Here is a 19,779-nt window from a genome sequence, read left to right as displayed (position 1 = left end):
TGTGGTTTGAACATGAAGCTTAGTACCTATGGCTTTAAGGATCTTGCACGCACTTATAGTGTAATCCAGTTCGAAGACCAAGAAATAGGTGTTATAGTAGAAAAACTCAAGAACACACCAATAAATGATCTAAAAGAAATAATTTCGAAAACTCTAGGCACAGAAATAAGAGAACTAAGTGTTGCTACAGGAAAACTATTGTACGAAAACCAGCTACTAGACATGGCATACCTACGTGTAAACACTATCGACAACGAGGAATACATACTAGAGATCTATAGGGAGTCAGGTACAGCAATAACAAACATGACGACTCCGGAGGCACACAAGAAGATAATAATACTGTTAAAAGGATTGTATCCAGAAATAAGAATGCCAAGAACAAGAATCATAGGCTTCTAAACTATTTACAAACAAACAGGATCAAGACAAGGTAACTATATGTCAACATAGAGTAGAGAAACTCGCTACTATCAAAGATATGCTTCCAGGACTCGACAATAATGCTACTATACATTATATTCATGAACTAAATTGAATCGATAATATCAATACGTGAACTAGTGTAAAAAATATTTATTTTACGTAATAATATTACTTTCTTGCCACAATTCTGGATATATCAATGATCTTCTTAGCTACTTCTGTTGGCGTTTTACCGAATACTATTGTTAGAGGTTCTTTGCCGTGTTCTCCATAGTCATAGACTACATCAGGTATTTTGCCACCGATTTTTTCTACAGCTGTTTTTATACCCCATGGTGTTGTGGCTCCTTCGACTTTCTTTACTTCTGGTGGCTCTTCTTTTCTATCAAAACTACTTGCCAAGAGACCTAGTTGGTTTACAGCTTCTTCAATGTCCTTGTTGTAGGCTATGTTTGCAGCCGATCTTGTCTCTGGATCAAACTCCATTATTGTCAAGATTGCTCTAGCGATATGTCTTGATACGCCGAATTCTGGCTTGGCAGGGATAATGATTGTATCCTTGTACTTTCCTATACGGCCCGGTATGGCTGCTACGTCTAGGATTGACCTAGCGTATGGTTTTGGTAGGGCCATTCCTATGTTCATGAATACCTCCGGTATAACCTTGTTTACTGTCTTGCCATGCTCTTTTAGTAGTTCTATCGCTTTCTCTAGTTCTTCTAGGACACGGTATCTTTCTGCTGGTATAGCCATCCAGGAAACAGGGTTAACGGGCCCATGCCCTCCACCGATCTCTAGTCCATAATCGATCGCGATGGTTATGAATTTCTTGGCTACATCAACTGCCTCCGGTATACTCCTGCCCTTGGCTAATCCAGCTGCTATTGCTGCTGAGAACGAGCATCCCGTTCCATGGGTTGTGTTCTTGTTTATCCTCGGGGCTTTGTACTCATAGTACCTGCCATTATAGTATAGTATATCGATGGAATAGTCACCACTTAGATGACCGCCTTTAACAACAGCTGCTCTAGCTCCATGTTCTTCTACAATAATCCTGGCTGCTTCACGTGCATCTTCTAGACTCTCTATCTTGACGCCTGTTATTACCTCGGCTTCCATTTTATTGGGTGTAACAACCCATGCTCGAGGAATAAGTTCCTTTATCAATGCATCTATAGCATCGTCTCTAAGTAGTTTCGCCCCAGACTTGGCTATCATAACAGGGTCTACGACTAGCGGGAACCCATATTTATCAACTGTTTTCGCCACAGCCTTGATTATATCCTTGTTGCTAAGCATACCCGTCTTGGCAGCGTCAACACCTATATCGTCAGCTACGGCCTCGATCTGCGCAACAACGATCTCGGGAGGAATATCATGTATAGCTCTGACTTCACGTGTATTCTGTGCAGTAATGCTCGTTATAGCCGACATCCCATGTACTCCTAGGGCAGCAAATGTCTTCAGGTCTGCTTGTATACCCGCTCCGCCGCCACTATCGCTTCCAGCTATAGTTAATGCCCTAGGTATACATGCCTTATTCTTCACTCTTGCCCACCTTTACGAAGTATATCAAGAGTCTTGAAGAAAAGTAGCCAGAACGGATCCTGTTTAGGAACAGGTACTTCCTCCTCGTCACCATTCTTTTTAACCAGAACGACTCTTTCATCCTTAGTTACTTCACCAATAATAGCAGCGTCAATGCCTTTTTCCTTCAACAACTCTATGGCTAGACTGGCTTTATCCGGTTTTACAGTGGCAATCAATGTACCCTCACTAATAGCGGCATAAGGATCTACTTGTATCCCCGTAAATTCGCTAAATGCTTTAACGACTTTTGCTACATCATCTCTAATAAACAACTTGTCCTCATAGACACGTATACCAACCCCGCTGGCCTCAGCAATATCGTGTAGTGCACCCCAGACACCATATTCTGTTGCATCATGCATTGCTGTTACACCGGTCCTAAGCCCAACCTTAGCTATAGTTAATGCATCGTCTACAACAGACTGAAGCCAAAAGATCTCCTTGGCTTTCTCAGCAAACTCACTGCCATAAGTCTTTACAAGTACCTCGGGGAACATTGTTGATAGTATGCCAGCTGTTTCCACAGCTGGACCCTTGGTCATTATAACCAGGTCGCCGGGCCTAGCCATTTCTGGTGTGACATAGTTGTCTCTAGTAGTCACACCAATCATTGTAGCACCACCTATCATCGGGTAATCAACTCCACCATACCTACCGGTATGGCCGGCAGCAATGGCTATACCTAGTTTCTCGCATTCCCTATGGATCCTGATCCATAGTTCTCTGAATTCCTCATCGCTCATATTAAGTGGTAAATTAAGATCTATGAACAAGTATCTTGGTGGGACACCTGATACAGCTACATCGCTGGCGAGAATATGTACGGCAAACCATGCACTCCTATCCCAACCATACTCTGGTACAACGAAAACCGGGTCAACCTCGACTATAAGCACTTTTTCTCCAAGATCTATGACGCTGAAGTCTACGCCGAACCTTGGCCCAACTATTATGGATGAATCTTTCTTGCCTAGATTAGGCAGGATTATATCTCTAAAAACTTCTCTACTAACCTTTCCGATAACAAGTCTATCCATAGTCATGGTGTTCGCCCCCTATACAAGCGGTATAATGTATAGATTATTGATACAATGATGAGCGTTGGAATAGAACTACCTACGACAGCGCCTAGCTCGCTGAAGAATGGGATGTATAGACCTGGTATTAGCCCGGGGGCTGCTAATAGTATGTATACTGTAAAACCTATAGCCCATACTATTATGGAGCCCCAGTCAACAAGAATACCTGGATCAAGTATCTTCTGGGGATCGTAGCTCTTCTTGTCAATAATGAAGTCTGTTATCATCAGAGCCGTCAAGCTAACGAAAGCACCACCTATAAGTATTAGGAACCACTCGTACTCGTGTATGGGGAATACCAGTGCGATCAATGTTCCTAGGATGCCGACGAACGTTATTTGTTTACGTGCATCAGCTTGAGGTCTTATATTCTTGAATGTAATAGCAGCACTGTATACGTCAAGAAATGTCGTCGTGACTGTGGAGAATACTATTATGAGCATTGCTGGTACTCCAAGCCCATAGAACGCTATGATACTTATTGGATCCATCTCGCCGGCCACGATATTACTAACTGCTCCAAGGAAGTAGAATAGAGAGCTTGAAACAAAGTATCCTATGTAGCTACCCCAGAAGCCATCGCTTACTCTCCTAGAGAACCTAGTGTAGTCAGCTATTAACGGCGCCCATGAAACAGGCATAGCTATGACGAGGTCTAGTCCCAGCCAGAAACTTGGTGTAAGCACTAACGGCCCGCTCAATAAATCACTGACTGCATAACTCTCTAGTACTACATAGGCAAGCCACACCGATAATACAAGAAGTAGTATAGCAGCTATTTTCTCGAGAAGCCTCCATTTCTCAGGGCCTATTAGGCTCCATAGAGTCACTAGTATTCCCAGCAGGATAACCCATAGACCATATAGATTGATTCCCGCAAGACTCATTGATACATTATTCATCGCAAGAGCTCCTACAATAAGCATTACAGCAGTCCAGCCAATCAACTGTAAGTAATTAAGTATTGATACAAGATATGATCCCCTTAAACCAAGAGGCTTCCTTGATATAACCATGGTCGGTAAACCAGTTTCAACACCAATAACACCGACCATCGACAATAGTAGGTTGCCTATAATATGGCCGACTATAATGGCTATCAACGCTAGCTTTAAGTCAAGAGATATAGGTGATGCAACAAGTATTGCCCCAGCCCAGAACTCAGCAATACTTATTCCAGCACCAAACCATATTGCGAAATTATCTATAAAGTCGTATTTTCTTTGAGAAGAGGGTATGGGCTTTATATCATACCCGTAGCTCAACCCATTACACCGTGAAATGTGTCATGAACTATTCGATTAATAAGCATATAAATAACCAAGTTATAAATAGATCAAGTATAATACATTAGTTTATTTATAACCTGGTTATATGAATTAAATCACGCTAGCTTCGCTACCACGATATTAAGCCATTACAATAAGGTTTTTTACTTGATAAAACAGTCTTCAATAAATGGTTGAAGACAATGGTACCCATGAGATGGCGCCATAGACGGGGACAAGTAGGCAGAATGCCTAAGCCAAGGTATATAGACTTCATACCACCATCAAAAATAGTGTTTATACCAAGAGATCACCAAGGAAACGACCTAAGCCGTGGACCACCAGTAACCCTCATGCCAGATGAACTAGAAGCACTGCGCCTCGTATACTTGGAGGACATGACCCAAGAGGAGGCAGCACAGAGAATGGGTGTATCAAGAGGAACTATATGGAGACTACTAGAAAGCGGGAGGAAGAAGCTAATCAGCGCGCTAGTAAATCTCCAGCCAATAGAAATAGAAACAGTAAAAGAAGAAAAATAACATGTTCTTGACCAAGACTGACATTAATGCTTTGGTAAAAAACTAGAACAACCTCTTCTCCCTAAATATAAGGATTGCCGCAAAAACATTCTTAAAGAAACTCTGACACGTACCGGAGCATTAATGTATAAGTATGCATGTTGGTAAGTTTTGAAGAAATGCTTTTGCCCGCATTACTGACTAGTCTGAGCTAATTATCTTGAGCCATTAAATTCTAGATACTATACAATTCTATGTGATCATTATATATTACTGCTAGTTTGCTTTTTGTTACAGCTAATAGCTTCGCTATTGTTCTAGCTAGTTTTGGTATATTGTCCTTGGTTATAGGAGCTGCTAGGAATATTACTCCGGTCGCTATCTTCTCTATTAATGCACGTCTCATGAAGTCTTTGTCTCTTGTTAGTATTATGCGGTTCTCCTTGTTGGCACGTGTTATGACTTGGGCGTCGCTGAGACCCCTCTCCTCGCTATCGCCAAGCCACACAATATCGATACCTATTTCCTCGAGCTTTTTTACAAGTGACTTGGGTATATTCTCGTTAGCCAGGATTTTTCTAGGCGGGGGAGCTTGAAACATCTTCGAGACCCATGAATACAACTTTTCTTAAGAGATCAAGAGCAAAACGAACTGCTTCACGGACAGCTTCAACAGGGACATTGTATTCCCTTGAGACCTCCTCGACATTCCAGCCGTAGCCAAGGCTTTCAAGCAAGGCTTCTACTGTTACACGCGTATTCTTTATCACGGGTTTCCCCGAGTATTTATTCGGATCGACTTCTATATACCTAAACCCCTCTATTATCAAGGTTTTCGTGCACCATAGAGTCCTATTATACCATAGACCCCTATAGTGTAAAAACGGTTTTTAAAACTATTCTGTCTTCCAATATATTCGTGTAAAAACCGTTATGACGCGAGTATGTTGTAATATAGACTTAAATGACGGCGGGCCATTCTAAGCCAATGAGTTCTAATAGCGTATCCATATAGATTAGTCATGTATGCTACAGCATAGTCGTAGTTTTCGTAAAGCCACTTGATCTTCTTTGCAAGACCAAGCGGGTTTCTCGTAGACACTGTTAGTCTTGGCACAAACTGGTATAACTCAAGAAGTCTTGGAACCCTAGTGCCTATAATTGGTTTCAAACTACCCATAGATAAGTGAAGTATGCCGCTAACAGAATAAGCACCAGGTTTATCTCTATATGGAAGTATGACTGTATCTGCAAGCGCTATGAGTTTCAATATCTCGTTTTTCGTCAAATACTTTTCAAGAAATACCGTATTGATCCTACTAGAGATCTTCCCCACGAGATCCTTAACTTCAGGATCCCTTACCTCGCCCGCTACAATAAAGGTTGTCTTACTAGGCCAGTCTCCATGACTTAGTGATTCAAGTAATATATCAAGACCTTTATCTTTACGTAAAAACCCGGGCAGTACTATAATCAAACCCTTTATATTGTCTTCACGGATACCAAGGTCGCTCATCAGTCTATGTCTTGGCATGCCAAGATAGGGGTTAAGGAGAGTGCCATGTGGTATCCGGTGTATTATAATCGGGTCTACCCCCTGGTACTGTAGCTCAAATTCTTGGACAAAACTATGTACGATTACTGCATCAACATTATTCAAGTTTTTCTGGAAAACAAGAGCACCTTGTCTTCTAGACAAGGGATGATATACTGTATGCATTGTGAAAACTATTTTCTTGGCAAGACCTTCTCTACGAGCCTCTATAGCTGCTTCGAGAATACCATTATAATCCCCGTAAATACCATACTCGTGTTGTATGTGCAACACGTCTACGCCATTAATACGGGATAAATAATCGAGGACTACACTATAGTTTTTAGATTGCTTCTCAAAGACGGGATAGACACAAACCCTTGCCTCCTCATCAAAACGCTCCTCACCACAATTAACATCTCCAAAAACATGAATAATAGAATCCGGAGCAATAGACTTCAAAGACATTGCGAGCATACGTGTGTACTCTGCTACACCACAATGTGTAGGCGGATATGTTGAAACAAAACTTATTCTAATCATTTACATATCAACTCCAAAGGTAGTAGATTAGAATATCTAGGCAAAATACTTAGCGGAGGATATCACAGTGAAGACGGCTCGGTACGCGGCCTCTGAGCCGCATAAGACTACGGCCTACCCACGGGTGTAGGCTACCTCATCGCCTCTAGTAACTATATTACCGTATAGACTTTAATAATATATTAACCATAAACACCTAATGTATTGATATCAATATCCTTGAAGATAATGCTTTAATACTTCAACTCAAAGCTTTTATGATGTATAGTTACCTATGAGAAATAGCTGAAAACGGTGTAATGATGTGTTGGAGATTATGGTTTTTATAGCACTAGGTCTCGTGATCGGGGTATTATCGACTATTGCTGGCATAGGCGGCGGGGTTTTCATGGTACCTCTCTTCTACTTCCTTGGACTAGACATAAGTAAAGCTGTTGGTACAAGTAAATTTGTTATAGTTTTTCTCTCATTGATTGGCGCTATAAATTACATTAGGTCACGGAAAGTACTATTTAGAATTAGCATGATGGTATTGGTTGGAATGATCCCCTTCTCGTATATTGGGGCGTATTTGTCTAGTGCTCTTGATAAGACTACGCTTAAACTTATTGTATCGGTTTTCATAATCTATTATGGACTAAGGCTATTGTACTCATATATTAAGAGGAAATATTTCAGTAAAAAACAGCAAATACAACAAGACTTGAATCCGCCGAAGAACTATGATACAAAGTCTAAATGGTATATTGTCGTAGCAACAGGGTGTTTCTCAGGTCTTATAGCAGGCCTTACTGGGACTGGAGGCGGCGTAGTAAACATGCCATTATTTCTTTCGGTACTACGAATGCCAATACACTACGCTATAGCTACATCAACATTCATAATATTTCCATCATCTATAGTGGCGACAATACGTCACATGATAGACAACGAAATAAATTACGCTATAGCTCTACCATTCACCATAGGCGCTATGATAGGCGCTAATATAGGGCCGAGAATAGCATTATCACTAAAACCACAGCATTTGAGGTTTATCGTTGGAATAATACTGTTGATAGCTGGTATTAGGATGCTTGCAACAGTCTTTTAGGCTATCTATAATTTTATTAGTGAGGGAAAAAGAAGTAGTCAAATATGGTTTTAGTCTAAGTGTAGCTATTGTTTATGTTTCTCGATAACGCTTAATGCTTCTTGAAGAGAGTTAGTACATTTTTTAACATACTGTTCTACATCATCAGCACTAGCAATATTTTTGTCTTTAAGCTCACTAAGAATGTTTATTGCTTCATCGATTTTCTCTTTTATAAGAGCCATTGATACACTATACTTCATTTTATCAACATAGTCTTTTCTAAACTTAACCAGTTCACGACGGGCTCTGTCAAAGTCATTAATAGCAGCGTTAATGTAGACACGTTCAAGGAATTCGGGTAGAATAGGTACACCCGAGAGAGCAGACACCATAACTAGCTCGTTTAGGGGCTTACCCTTGTTTTCTTTGCGAATATTGTCTGCAACCTTAAGCTTCATCTCAGCTAGTTTAACGCGATGTATTATCGACGAGATCACTTTCTCTGGATCACGGCGGCGACGAAACATATTTTTATTCCCAGCCCTCATAACCTACATGTCTTCCTCATTATGTCCCCTTGTCTAGATTGGTTTAAAAAGCTTGCCTACAAAAGAAACAAAGTTTATTTATATTAACAGAATACCACTACTGTAGGTGTTACGATGGCTGAAGAAGATGAAGGGTGGGCATGGGAGCTTTTCATAGCACTAATGTTCATAGGAATAGGGGTTGGCATGATATTTGATGCAGCAGGTGCAGGTGCTCTTATAGGAATGGGGTTAGGGTTTATCGTGGCTTCACTTGTTAAGAAGATAGAGCGTAGATACACCATAATTATTCCGCGGAGCATAGCGTCTGTAACGATAATATTAATCGGTTTAGGATTTATTGTAGGGGGGTTGCAAATATTAGGTATACTCATGATCCCTGAGAAGCTTTACCATTACATCGGCGCACTAATAATGATCCTCATAGGCATAGCCATAATTATAACCGGACTAAAGATCGAAGCCAAGAAATAACCAGCTATGTGGTGAAAACGATTTGCAATTACCTAAAAAATTTCTTGAATACATCTTCTATAAACGCATTGAAGTACTGAAGAAGATGAGCAAAGGAGAGCCTCTCGGCCCAAGTATGATGATAGAATTTACTAGAACAACTCCTGCAGTCATAACTGATGGACCAGCTGGTCTTAGTGGAAGCATTAAAATGGTTGGATTTGTACCAAAACAAGAATACATTGACAACCTGGCCAAGAAAGCTGAACACTATGCTTATGAAGAAGATATCCGTGACATGAAGGATATTGCACGAGTACTCTTAGAGGAATTTTATAGGGAAGAAGTTATTGATTTCACCAAGCTTGGAGGACTCGAAATGGGCTTCAAACATAGCTGGATAAACATAAGAGCCACAGGCAAAGCCACATTGCTTTTCTATACACCGCCAATAGAATCCTATGAAGTACGGTGTGATGTTAAAATACATGAAGATCCCGACGACCCATATACAAGATATCTTAATGCACTACATGACATATTCCATCGCTCCACGAAAAGATCAACGTATCCAGCATACTTGTTTACAATCAAAGAAATCTATGATAATTCCGTGAAAAAGAATGGTTTCGGAACAAAAATATATTGAATAAATGCTAGCCTTCTACTCTTAAACGCGGTGGGTACTCTGGAGGCATTGAATACACTTTTTCTCCATCAACATAGACTTCTATGAAATATCCCTTAAACAGTGTTGAAGAGGCTTCTGTTGGCGTAAATGTTATAGAGACCGTGACGTTTTCATATGGTTTCAAGGTCATACTGTAGCTCTGCTCTTTCACAACTTGATCAGGCCTTAAAACTAGATCCTTCTTGATAACTATTTTTATTGTTGCCGTTATTTCCTCTGTTGGACGGAGAACAACTACGCCTTCAACGGTATCGCCTACCCTGGCTGTGTAGTTACGTTCTCCATTTATAATCCAGTAAGCATCAACGACCTTTACTATACTGGCTCTACTCAATACTTTTAGCCGAGGTGGATAACTATCCTGCATGGTATAGTATTTCTCTCCATTGATGTATACTTCAAGATAGTATCCTCTTAATGTATCACTGCTTGTTTCTGTTGGCGTCCAGGAGAAGTCTATTACGCCATATCCTTTCAATGGAATAGTGGTACTATACTCGTAAACTACTTGATCAGGTCGTGAAACAAGATCTTTCTTAATATAAACATCCACTTTAACCTCTTTTGAAGCTACACTAAATAAGCCTACATGAATATCTACAGGTCTATCAACAATAGTCTCCTGAGGCTCAAAACCTATATCAACTATACTCAAATACTCCTTATCAAGAGGCCAGGGTAGCTTCTGTGAAAAACTAACACCGAAATCCCTGTATGTTTCATGGACTTCCGCTAAATCAAGTAGCTTAATGGGAGTCACTATGGTTCCGTTGACAATAACGTTTATTGTCTCGTTATTTGTTAGAGCTTCCAGGATCACTCTAATGGCCTCCTTGTTCTCAACGTGAAGTAGTGTCGAGACAGTCTCGATTCCCTTGCCAGCAATATCTATATCTGTTGCCTCGGTAGAACCAGCATACACTCCATCAACATAGACATTAATCTTAATCGCCTTAATATAAGCTGGTTCATCAGCATTATTACGCACATCAACTACAAGCAATAAATCAAGCCTCTTCATAACAGGCGTTCCAACAGGATCCATATAATCTATTCTAGCATCAATAACCTCCACATTCTGCAGAACATCCGAGATCTTTGTACCCTCATAGTACACGTACCCGCCGATACCTGCTGCCAGTATAACAGCAGGTATTATAGCTAGGAGAAGTATTGTTTTTGAAACCATTACCTTGACCTCACTTATTCTCAACTACTATAAGATATGGTATTTCATTGTATATAAATGGATTATATACAAAAACTCCTTTAATCACTCAATTACTATTTCGGTATCTTTTTTGGATACAGCATAGAGTGCCGCCAATGAAATCAGTATAGATGGGACAACTGTTGGTATTATTAGTTTGTCATCAATATCTTTTACAGGCCCCATAGCTTCTATCGTGAATGTAAATACCTGGTTCTTTACAATAAATACTCTAGTTCCAACAATCTGGAGTACATCCGTAACCATCTCGCCCTTGGAATGAATAAGCACACCATATTCATCATACTCCATATTTGCTGTAAGCTCAAGACTAACTCTTATGCCCTTAAATGGTGTCCTAATGTATCCCTCGAAAGTGTAGTCTTCAAGTACCGTATTTGGATCATCTGTCAAGAGCCCAGCCCAATCAAGTCTATTAAGTACAATCCTCGGCTCATCTTCAACAGGAGACAGTACCACTCCTTGAGACAGCGTATACACCGCTACATCAGTTTTTTCTTCACCACCAGGATACCCAGCTGTTATAGTGTATAGGTATACGCCAGATTCCATTTCCTGGCTTGCAAGAAGTGAGTAGAATCCTCCAGCCATGAGTGCTACTAAGAGTATTGCTAGTATTGTTTTTGATGTACCGCCTAGCCCGCGTTTTATGATATAGTGTTCTCCACCAAAACCATAGTAGTCATCAGGATAGTCTTCATAGTAGTGGTAGATAGTCATGTAGCTCGTCCATGGATAGAAGTATATGGGTCTCATAAGGACTTCTTTACGTGGTTTCAGTGCAAGAAGAGCAGCCAATCCCATGACGAAACCTCCTGCATGGGCGAAGAAAGCTACACTTCCAAGACGGGCGTAACCGTAGAGAACTTGCATTGCAAACCAGAAAATCAGGAATGTCGCTGCTGTCGTTGTAAAACACCATGGTATTATCCATAGAAACCAGCACACACTCATTCTCCTATTGGGGAATAACAGTAGATATGCTCCAAGAACTCCACTTATAGCACCCGATGCACCAAGAGCTGGTATAAATACAGTGTAGATACCCGTTATCGGTGTGAAAGCCGTGTGGAAAGCTATTGCTGCTAGACCTGAAGCGAAATATAGTATAAAGTATTTCCCGGAGCCAAGTACTTTCTCGACTTCTTTACCAAATATGTATAGGAAATACATGTTGAAGAATATATGGAATATGTCGGCATGGAGGAACATACTCGTTATAATTCTATACCATTGCCCATACTCGAGAAGCAAAACAGGCATCAAAGCCGCCTTCTCAATCCAGTACTCACTTGTCTGTATAAACGAGTTCTCGTAGCTAGTCAACAAGTATACAGCAACATTAATTAGTATTATAGCATATGTAACCTTAGGTCTACCACCATAATCGTAACCAGAACCTCCAATAGGTATTACACCCACTACATACCAGCCCCACAGTCAAAACTGTGATCCAAATGGCTCTCGTTACTAAATAAATACTATGGTATAACATAAACTTTATCGCATATTATCTGCTTCGTGATTTACCGAAAAACAAGAACAAGGAAAAAACTGTTCCAATTAGAACAAAAATATATGATCTTATAATCTAATGGCCTATACTCGCTAGAAGTTCTTTATAGCCTTCTATTAATATTTTCAACCTATTATACTCTTTATCAAACTCGTCTCTACTTATTTCCTTTCTTGCAAACTTAGCTACAAGTTCGTCCATTTGCTGTTCAAGTTTAGCTATACGTGTCTTAATGATCTCTGCGAGATCAGTCAATTTTACTAGATGTGGCTCTCTCTCAAGCTCTATTGGTGTATGCTCGCTCTTTATGACGCCGTCTTCTATCCTGAGAATCCTGTTTGTCCTCAGAGCTATTCTTGGGTCATGAGTTGATACTATGACTGTTTTACCGTACTCTTTAGACAGCTTTGTTAGCAAATCTATGATCTTCATTGCATTCTCTGTATCAAGCTCAGCTGTTGGCTCGTCAGCTAGAATAAGTGGTGGATCGTTGGCTAGCGCAACAGCTATAGCAACACGTTGTTGTTCTCCACCACTGAGTTCTGTTGGCTTGTGATGTAATCTATGGCCTAGACCAACTAGTTCAAGAAGCCAACGTGCCCTCTTTACCCTTTTCTCCCTAGGTATACCAAGCGCTATCATTGGAAGTTCAACATTCTCTAGGCTTGTGAGAACAGGAATGAGGTTAAATGCCTGGAATACGTATCCCACCATACTAAGCCTGTATTTCTCAAGCTCGCTTTCACCAAGCTCATGAACTCTTATGCCTCCAACTATTACGCTCCCAGCCGTCGGTACATCAACTCCACCAATAATGTTGAGCAACGTTGTTTTACCAGAGCCGCTCGGACCCATTATAGTGACTGCCTCACCTGCCTTCACACTCATTGACAGCCCACGTAGAGCCTGTACCTCAATACCCCTACCCATCTTGTATACTTTGACTAGTTCCTTGATCTCAACGTCTACTCCCTTGGTGGCAAAGCCTTCAACAGGTATTTCACGAGGAGTTTTTACCATACATACCACCCAGGAGGGGAACTATTATATGTGACTTCCGAGTACAACAAGGGCCTCCCTCAAAACCTTCTTGTAAGTTACATAAGAGATCACCAGAGAGAGAACTATTATGAACAAGGGAATACCTATTGTCGGCAACAGTATCTCTAGAGTAGGTTCTACGAGGAAGCCTATTCCATACATCTTGTTTATGTTCTGTAGTTCTGGGAGCGCCGATAAGTATAGGAATGATCTAACGGCGTTGTAGCCTAGGACTACACCTAGTATAATACCTGGTATTACACCAAGCATTGATATAGTAAGCCCTTCGGCTAGAGCCATTTTCATTACTCTACTTGATTTAACACCTCTAGCCCTAAGTAATGTGAAAGCATAGAGGTTCTCATAGATACTCGAGTAAGCTAATATAGCTATAGCTATCAAGCTTGTTGTGTACAACGCTAATCCCGCGGAAACACTTTGCCTGACTCCAAGCATGAAGAACTCCTTGGCGTTCTCTACACCTTTCTTCCTAGCTGTAGCATCATAAATTCTCCATCCAGCATTCTTTATCTTCTCTTCATCATCAATATGGTTTGTTGCAACAATTACTGCGACTCCTGCGGCCCAGGGCATTTTTTCTTTTGCTCCTTCAGCATAAACAGTTTCTTCTCTTACCGTAGAATTGATTTTATTAACTACTTTATCTACATCATTAATACTCATGACAAGGAATGGCTCAATTGTGGGCGTTGGTATGTATGCTCCAGGCATTATCCCGAATTTTGTTTCACTAACCATTGCATACCCCCATTTTGCAGCTGCAGACAAACTGTTGAACACTAGTGATCCGGGGAGGTTGTACATGTTACCAATGATTTTAATACTGCATATTTCTTCGCCTACATCCCAAACTGATTTCTTATATACTATCTTGTAGTTACTATCCTCAATGCTCTTTCCTTGAGTACCAACAATAAAGATCGCTTTACCACTGTCAAGAGAACTCAGTAGATCAATAGCATTAGCATCAACTCCTAGTACATTCGGGGTTCTAAATATTTTTGTGAAACTATTCTTGTCTATGAATATAATGTAGTTGATCTTCTGGTCTCCAACGTAGAGATCGCCTACTCTCACGCCAACGATGTATATTAACGAGTATTCTCCCTCAACAAATTTAGTAGCGTTCTCAACAATGCTGTCTTTGTGTTCTAGGAAGTACGTTGTATTAAAGCCCTTGTAGATATAATAGTCTGTACCATAAGCGACATCTCTTATCGTATTCATTGTTTGCTCTGTAGAATATGCTCCTATTATTCCTTGCATAAGCACACCGACAGCAAAACCTATCATCATTATAGCAACTGTTATACGTGCAGGCTTTACTTCAAGAAGCCTTGATACTAGGTTCTTTAGTTCTCCTACAAACGGTGCTACTATTGCATTAACTATTTTCGTCATCTTACCGGGATATGCTACGAGAAGCTTCGCCACGCCATAAATGAAGAATATTGGTCCGAGGAACGATACTATGGGGTCAAGTATAGCTAGTATTATTAAGAGTATTACTAGTACTGGTGATTCCGGATGGTGAGTCATCATATATAGCATTGGCGAGAAACCTATCGCAGTCTTTACAACATAATATATACCTAGAACAAGTATGATCCAGCTGCCAGTACCCATACCCTTCTCGATCATGGGAAGTTCCGCTAGTATTGTAGGTCTAGTGAATTCTCTTGGTGCAACTCTTGATAACACTGAAAAGCTTTTCCTAATAGACAACACTATAGCTATTATCGCGATTACTCCAAGACCTATCAGAGTATAGATATCTTGAATGACGCACTCTATATACCTTGGTGCTTCCATTAAACTTATCTTCTTCAGTACTAGTGCATATATAGGGCCAACCACAATACCTATAGCCAAGCCAACTATACTCCATACAACAACAGATACCGCAAAAGCTCTCTTCAACGAGCCTATGCTTACACCACGTATTCTTATCAAGGCAATTATTTTCCTCATAACAGATATCACTACTGGCGGCAGTCTTGATGCAATAATCCATACTACTATAAAGCTTGGTAACATCCCGATTATTGTCGAGAACCTCATAAACATTTCCTGAAACCTTGCTTGCTGAAGCGCAGAAACTAATTCATAATTCATAATCAATATGGCATAACCATGGCCGATAGCATCCATGCCAATATTGTATATTGTTTCACCAATCTTTCTTATAGAAGCATCAATACTGTAGCCAAAAACAACCTTCTTCAACTCATACCTATAGCCAACAAACACAACCGCGTAACCATTGTCTTTTGCATACCTATAAGCTGATATGAGTTCATCAGCTTCTCTTGGTTCCAGTCCTATGTTATAGAATCTTTCTTCAATCCAATAGCCGCCAAAATATAGCCCAGTTATTATTTCAACGTGACTATTAATATCATTCCAGATGCTTTCTAGGTCATTTATAGGTGTAAGGAGTACAACATAGTACTCACTAGTATATGGCGCTTGGAAGAGACCATCAGGATCGATATAAGATGTGTAGTCACGCCATAACTCGGCAAAAGGCGATCTATAGAATTCTTTATACAGTGTAACTTGAATAGTTTTATTGAATAGTTCACCATAAACAACAGACTCTTCTAGCGCATTGGGACTTACCGTGAAGTTCTTATTCATATTCATATTATATTCAATAATCCTTGTAGACACGTATAGTACTGGCTGTAGTGTTATAGGGCTTTTATCTATTGTAATTATTATAAACATTGTATCTTTTGGTAACGTGAGACTAGCATTATAAGTTGATATAGATACATTGATCTCATCTTTCAACTGATATTTTGCCGCATAAATAAGGCATCCTATATCCTCTATTTCATCAGTGTTTTCCAGTATCTTCTTTACATTAGAAAGCATGTCCATTGGTGTCTCGTTTTTACCGCTAATAAAGCTGAGAACCATATGCCTATCTAGAGTACCTAGTGCACGTTCAATACTCTCCTCCAAGTATATTGTTGAAAGCGTTATTGTCGATGTAAATAATATTGATACAGCGAGACCTACTGCAAACACTATAGCCATGAATTTGTTTCCAATGAACACTCTAGATAAAGATGTCAATGAGGTTCTCCCTCGTCACCAAGACGTCATCAATGTCTCTCCCGAAAACATTGTGTTCTCTACTATATAAATCATACTATTTGTACATAAAAGTAATCACCTAGTATAACCGTGTTTTGAATTAATCCATTCTATGCATCAAGAAGTAGGCCAACATGTAAACGGTCACGACAATAAGCCCTAATACAGCCTCTATTAGTAGAGGATTAGCGATAACATAAAGTAAGTAAACAGCTGCTATATTCAATAATCCATGTAATATTATTGCTAGCAACAAATATTTGATGACATCACCACTCTTGATACCCACAAATATGATCATTGCTGCCGAGACGTGGAATAGCAACGCTATATTCCTCTCAATAGCACCCGCAACGAGATTCTCTAGAATAAGACTAGTACCCATCATGTAAGCCACAAGGACGTTAAGAACATAGAGAACAAGAGCCTCCATAAGACCCCATCCAAGACCAATACAATAAACAATCCTCTTCTCCCCGGTTTCACGATAAAAATACTTGATAACAAAATACCGGACAGGCTCCTCGAAAACACCAGCCAACCCAGCCTGAATATATCCGACAACACTGGTAGCACCCATATAGATAACCATAGGAATAAACACTGGATAACGAAGAAGTAGTGCAAGAAACCAGCCAAAACCACCAACCAAAGCAGCAAGCCACTTAAAACCATTACGTCCAGCCATCCAACACAACACAACAAACCCAGGAACAACAGCAATAACCAATGAAGCGACTACACCAGGTACCTCAAGCGACACTAAGAACACTCACCATGTAGTCATTAATTTTATAAGAATTTAATTATTTCGATATTACTTCGATAACAAGATATCGAAACAAGAGATAATATATCTACAGGAAGTCAATCAAAAGTGTTTCTATATTATGTACTTCCCAAGACATAAAACTGTTAACTACATTTCCAGTATTTTATATAGACGTCTCGGCTGTCTGTACATAATCTAAACCAGTACCAACGCTAGAAGTTTACTTATTATCTACATCAAAAGGTCTAGCATATTATGTTCAATATTCAAAACATTATAATCTAGACTGCCGATATCGCTCATCCATATATGGTATCAAAAATAGTTGTATACATCAAAACAGTTTTAAATTCAAAATTCGAGAATATCAATAGTAACTAGTTAAATAGAGAGGATATGAATTAATGCGAAAGAAATATTTCTCTTTAATACTGATCGGTATAATAGTTTTATCAGTATCACTATACTATGTAATAAACAGCTACATAAATGAACAAACAGATGTTACTAAGAACACATTCACGGAAACCCCTATAGTTGATATAAGAAACATCAATGGTAGAACCAATAACTGGACTATTATTAAAAGCATACTTCTTCACTATAAAAACTACTGGGAGTCAAAGAACTTAACAACATATGCAATAGAAGTAGTATACAGTTATTCAGTTTTAAACATCTATGTAAAAAACTTAAGTGTTAATACTTATATGAATGTACGTTCATATATTTCTAACAATACTTTAGCTTCTATATCCAGAGTTATTGACTTGATTATATATACTTATGAAGTAATTGCCCCGAAGATACTGCATTTTTACCGTAACACTCCTGAAGCAATAGAGTTTATCAATAATAGGACGTTTATTGACGCATACTATGACAATTCCTCGGATAGACTTATTCTATTCCTTAGTTTACCTATTATTGATGAGTACACTATAGAAGGATGTTATCAATCATTTATGGTATCTATGTTCTATATTGATAAGACGAGAATATTTATTGCTTCGGCTATTGATTTTTACCCGGGACGCAGTATTATTCATGGAGCAACTGAGCCGCTTATTATTCATTTTCTTTTACACCCGCTTTGGACTGCAAATGGAATGGGAGAGTATGTTGTGGGGTTAAATAAGGTTACTGGTTTGCCTTGTTTTTGGTTTTGTATTAACAGAGGTCTGGGATTTGCTTTATTTACTGTTTCTGAAAATGATTTTAAGAAGTTCTATTCTTATCTTTATCCCTATCTTGCTGATCATCCTAGTAAGCGTATTCATTATTTCTGTAAAGAACATTGTGGAAAGCTTAGGTCTAACCACTATTGGTATAACTCTTATAGGGTTGTTGTTGATGATGGTGTTGAGAAGCTTTTGAATGTTACTATTACTATTAATGGTAGTGTTCACCGTATACCTATTGGTTTATATGGTGTTTATATTCGTGGTGATAAGTGGCATGTTTGCGGAGAAGCTGTTTCAGAGTATGCGTTGAATTTGTGTAGGGATTTCTGGCGTGATGTTGTTATAAGGTATGCGCGGGAGCATGGATTATATGTTGCTAATTATACCGATTTTGCTTATTATACACGTATGCTCTTGGACTATGGTATAAGCGATTATGTACCATTACCACTTGATAAAGGGTTAGCCTGTTTTATTGATTCTTGTGGCTGAAGTCTAGTAGGCTTTTTTGTTTTGTTTTTGTTTTCTCAACCATTTTCTCAAGTGAGGTTAGTTTTTCTATGAGTTCTTTCTTTGGTTTTGGTTTTTCTCCAAGGAGTATTTGTTTGAAGAAGGTGTCTCTAACAGGCTCGTATACTAGCTTGTAGAATTTTTGGGGGTCTTCCAGTATTTTCCTAGGGAACTGTTTCACGTACTCAACAGCTGTCTCCCATACCTTGTCTGGATCGAAGAATATTCTTAGTTTTGATGTTACCTGTCGGTCATAATCTATTGGCTCTTGCTCCTGGTCTCCTATCATGTAATAGCCCCGTGGACCTACTTGGACGCATTCACCAGCTACTTCAATAAACCCCTCAGGACACTTCGTCTTCTCTTTTCCTTTCACTAGTTGTTTCCTGTAGAGTTTCTCGATCTCTTCTAGTCTTATGTTCCTATAAGGCATTTTATGGGGCCCATAGTGCTTGGCCCACGCATAGAATATCGCTCTATTGAGGCCAAAGCTCTTCGCTTTCTCTTTGTCACCATAGAGAACATAATGTCTCGCTGCTTGCAATAACGCCATTACCTGGAATCTCCCTATACCAGCCGCCTTAAGCTTCTTCTCGGGATCTATTCTACTAGACATAAGACACCATCATGTAGATGCTTTTGTACCAGAGTATAGGTTGTGTAAAAACAGG

Annotated in this window: 19 protein-coding genes; 6 read left to right on the top strand and 13 right to left on the bottom strand. The window is 39.6% G+C overall.

Annotated elements, in window-relative coordinates; all coding sequences use genetic code 11:
* The first annotated feature begins 12 nt into the window (after window positions 1-12).
* Window positions 13-402 (top strand): hypothetical protein, encoded by a 390-nt coding sequence (locus J4526_05830; GenBank protein WFO74600.1) that lies wholly within the window; start codon window positions 13-15, stop codon window positions 400-402.
* A gap of 192 nt (window positions 403-594) precedes the next feature.
* Here J4526_05830 and J4526_05825 read toward each other — a convergent pair whose 3' ends face one another.
* From J4526_05825 to cytX, 3 genes are read right to left on the bottom strand one after another with little or no spacing between them, the layout of a single operon-like run.
* Window positions 595-1,974 (bottom strand): bifunctional hydroxymethylpyrimidine kinase/phosphomethylpyrimidine kinase, encoded by a 1,380-nt coding sequence (locus J4526_05825; protein WFO74599.1) that lies wholly within the window; start codon window positions 1,972-1,974, stop codon window positions 595-597.
* The gene (locus J4526_05820; GenBank protein WFO76353.1) at window positions 1,971-3,053 is read right to left on the bottom strand and encodes an AIR synthase family protein; all 1,083 of its coding nucleotides are present in this window, start codon (window positions 3,051-3,053) and stop codon (window positions 1,971-1,973) included. Before J4526_05820 ends, J4526_05825 begins: the two co-directional genes overlap by 4 nt.
* A 2-nt stretch (window positions 3,054-3,055) precedes the next feature.
* The gene (gene cytX, locus J4526_05815) at window positions 3,056-4,378 is read right to left on the bottom strand and encodes a putative hydroxymethylpyrimidine transporter CytX (protein WFO76352.1); all 1,323 of its coding nucleotides are present in this window, start codon (window positions 4,376-4,378) and stop codon (window positions 3,056-3,058) included.
* Window positions 4,379-4,575: 197 nt separating this feature from the next.
* Between cytX and J4526_05810 the strand changes: the two genes are divergently transcribed.
* Window positions 4,576-4,905, top strand: a complete 330-nt coding sequence (locus J4526_05810; protein ID WFO76351.1) for a DUF134 domain-containing protein — start codon at window positions 4,576-4,578, stop codon at window positions 4,903-4,905.
* Window positions 4,906-5,119: 214 nt separating this feature from the next.
* Here the strand turns inward: J4526_05810 and J4526_05805 are convergent, their stop codons facing one another.
* The 3 genes from J4526_05805 to J4526_05795 form a co-directional block, all read right to left on the bottom strand.
* Complete coding sequence (locus tag J4526_05805) at window positions 5,120-5,485, bottom strand: DUF5615 family PIN-like protein (GenBank protein WFO74598.1); 366 nt, start codon at window positions 5,483-5,485, stop codon at window positions 5,120-5,122.
* Window positions 5,463-5,714, bottom strand: a complete 252-nt coding sequence (locus tag J4526_05800; protein ID WFO74597.1) for a DUF433 domain-containing protein — start codon at window positions 5,712-5,714, stop codon at window positions 5,463-5,465. The genes J4526_05805 and J4526_05800 overlap by 23 nt, the downstream gene beginning before the upstream one ends.
* A gap of 101 nt (window positions 5,715-5,815) precedes the next feature.
* Window positions 5,816-6,961, bottom strand: a complete 1,146-nt coding sequence (locus tag J4526_05795) for a glycosyltransferase (GenBank protein ID WFO74596.1) — start codon at window positions 6,959-6,961, stop codon at window positions 5,816-5,818.
* A 316-nt stretch (window positions 6,962-7,277) separates the two neighbouring features.
* Between J4526_05795 and J4526_05790 the strand changes: the two genes are divergently transcribed.
* Window positions 7,278-8,054, top strand: a complete 777-nt coding sequence (locus J4526_05790) for a sulfite exporter TauE/SafE family protein (protein WFO76350.1) — start codon at window positions 7,278-7,280, stop codon at window positions 8,052-8,054.
* Window positions 8,055-8,119: 65 nt separating this feature from the next.
* Here the strand turns inward: J4526_05790 and J4526_05785 are convergent, their stop codons facing one another.
* A complete protein-coding gene (locus tag J4526_05785; protein ID WFO74595.1) occupies window positions 8,120-8,563 on the bottom strand; it encodes a hypothetical protein in 444 nt (147 codons plus the stop codon).
* A 135-nt stretch (window positions 8,564-8,698) separates the two neighbouring features.
* On the opposite strand from J4526_05785, the gene J4526_05780 reads away from it, so the two are divergent.
* Window positions 8,699-9,058: a hypothetical protein gene (locus tag J4526_05780; GenBank protein ID WFO74594.1), complete on the top strand. Its 360-nt coding sequence runs from the start codon at window positions 8,699-8,701 to the stop codon at window positions 9,056-9,058.
* 22 nt (window positions 9,059-9,080) lie between these two features.
* Window positions 9,081-9,686: a hypothetical protein gene (locus J4526_05775; GenBank protein WFO74593.1), complete on the top strand. Its 606-nt coding sequence runs from the start codon at window positions 9,081-9,083 to the stop codon at window positions 9,684-9,686.
* 7 nt (window positions 9,687-9,693) lie between these two features.
* On the opposite strand, the gene J4526_05770 is transcribed toward J4526_05775, so the two are convergent.
* The 5 genes from J4526_05770 to J4526_05750 form a co-directional block, all read right to left on the bottom strand.
* Window positions 9,694-10,917: a hypothetical protein gene (locus J4526_05770; GenBank protein ID WFO74592.1), complete on the bottom strand. Its 1,224-nt coding sequence runs from the start codon at window positions 10,915-10,917 to the stop codon at window positions 9,694-9,696.
* Window positions 10,918-11,001: 84 nt separating this feature from the next.
* Complete coding sequence (locus J4526_05765; GenBank protein WFO74591.1) at window positions 11,002-12,381, bottom strand: rhomboid family intramembrane serine protease; 1,380 nt, start codon at window positions 12,379-12,381, stop codon at window positions 11,002-11,004.
* Between the two features lie 169 nt (window positions 12,382-12,550).
* Window positions 12,551-13,495 (bottom strand): ABC transporter ATP-binding protein, encoded by a 945-nt coding sequence (locus tag J4526_05760; protein WFO74590.1) that lies wholly within the window; start codon window positions 13,493-13,495, stop codon window positions 12,551-12,553.
* A gap of 24 nt (window positions 13,496-13,519) precedes the next feature.
* A complete protein-coding gene (locus tag J4526_05755) occupies window positions 13,520-16,621 on the bottom strand; it encodes a hypothetical protein (GenBank protein ID WFO74589.1) in 3,102 nt (1,033 codons plus the stop codon).
* Window positions 16,622-16,742: 121 nt separating this feature from the next.
* Window positions 16,743-17,405, bottom strand: a complete 663-nt coding sequence (locus tag J4526_05750; GenBank protein ID WFO74588.1) for a YhfC family intramembrane metalloprotease — start codon at window positions 17,403-17,405, stop codon at window positions 16,743-16,745.
* A gap of 413 nt (window positions 17,406-17,818) precedes the next feature.
* Between J4526_05750 and J4526_05745 the strand changes: the two genes are divergently transcribed.
* Window positions 17,819-19,090 (top strand): hypothetical protein, encoded by a 1,272-nt coding sequence (locus J4526_05745; GenBank protein ID WFO74587.1) that lies wholly within the window; start codon window positions 17,819-17,821, stop codon window positions 19,088-19,090.
* Here the strand turns inward: J4526_05745 and J4526_05740 are convergent.
* Window positions 19,071-19,724: a hypothetical protein gene (locus J4526_05740; GenBank protein ID WFO74586.1), complete on the bottom strand. Its 654-nt coding sequence runs from the start codon at window positions 19,722-19,724 to the stop codon at window positions 19,071-19,073. The genes J4526_05745 and J4526_05740 overlap by 20 nt on opposite strands.
* Window positions 19,725-19,779: the final 55 nt, after the last annotated feature.

The sequence above is a fragment of the Desulfurococcaceae archaeon MEX13E-LK6-19 genome (assembly GCA_029637525.1).
GTDB lineage: Archaea > Thermoproteota > Thermoprotei_A > Sulfolobales > Desulfurococcaceae > MEX13ELK6-19.
Note: the sequence above shows the minus strand (reverse complement) of the source record. Positions and strands in the feature narration are given on the sequence as shown.